At 42.8% G+C, this 1,056-nt stretch carries 1 protein-coding gene; it reads right to left on the reverse strand.

Annotated elements, in window-relative coordinates; genetic code table 11:
- Positions 1–534: 534 nt before the first annotated feature.
- A complete protein-coding gene (locus Q0340_RS04575; RefSeq protein WP_297898070.1) occupies positions 535–921 on the reverse strand; it encodes a hypothetical protein in 387 nt (128 codons plus the stop codon).
- Positions 922–1,056: the final 135 nt, after the last annotated feature.

The following is a 1,056-nucleotide window of genomic DNA, read 5'->3' on the forward strand; positions in this document are numbered from 1 at the left end:
TGCGGAATTTTATGGATAAAATTTCAAGATACGAAATTTGCAAAGCGTGGGTTTTAAAAATCCACGTAACATCTTATCAGCGGAGAATACGGCACTGAAAACGAGCAGTACGCGAAAAATCGCGAGAAAGAAAATTTATAAGAATTTCGTAATTAAAATTCTAGCGCCAGCTGTATTTCTATAATATAGAATTTTGCGGACAAAATAGCGCCACGCAGTAAAAAATCTTAAGCACGAAGCAAGCGAATAGAAAATGCTAACCGAGCCATATAAGACCGAGCCATATAAGTAAGATGTGCAGCGCAGAATTTTGTGAAATACAAAATTCCACAACTTATAAAATATAAAATTATGCAGGCAATCGCATAAAGAATCAGCGGACTTTAAAGCGCAAGCAAATCGCGCCAGCCCGCCATGATTAAGAACAGGAAACTATTGCCTTCATAAGAGTAGAGGGCAAACACAAAAACGTTTCACAAAGTAAAAGCAGGCTCGCTTGCCTTAAAGGGCGCAACGGCTAAAAATCGCGTGGGATTAAAAGCTGATATTTTCGCTCTCAGGTACAGCAATAGCATCGTTTTTATGCATTTGTTTGGTCTCGATTTTACCGATATCATAAGCGCGCGGAGCAACGGAACCCGCTTTGCGCGAGATGATTCGCATATCGGTGATAGCGCCTGAAGCGGTACTTATGTAGGCAGTATCGCCTGCAGCCGCATAGTATCTGCTTGCGCGAGCGGTGTAGAGCTCGCCGCTGGATAGGTCTTTAAACGTATATACGTAAGCTGTGGAGCTTTGGCGAGTGTAGTTTACGATCTCAGATTTGAGCGAGCGTAAGTTGCCTGCAGGCGTCGGAGCGGTACTTACGGCGCAGCCTGCGATGCCAAGAGCCAAAAGTGCGGAAAATATGAAATTTTTCATTCAGTATCCTTATTTGTAAAATTTGAACTTTTAGAGTAGTAGGTTTGGGCTTAAAGTTTGCTTTTTTGAGGGGCATCGGAGCAGAATTTAAACGACGATGGATGCGCTTGCGTCGCTGGCATTTGTTTTTGAGGA

The sequence above is a fragment of the uncultured Campylobacter sp. genome (assembly GCF_938045595.1).
In the GTDB taxonomy this organism is placed as follows: Bacteria; Campylobacterota; Campylobacteria; order Campylobacterales; family Campylobacteraceae; genus Campylobacter_B.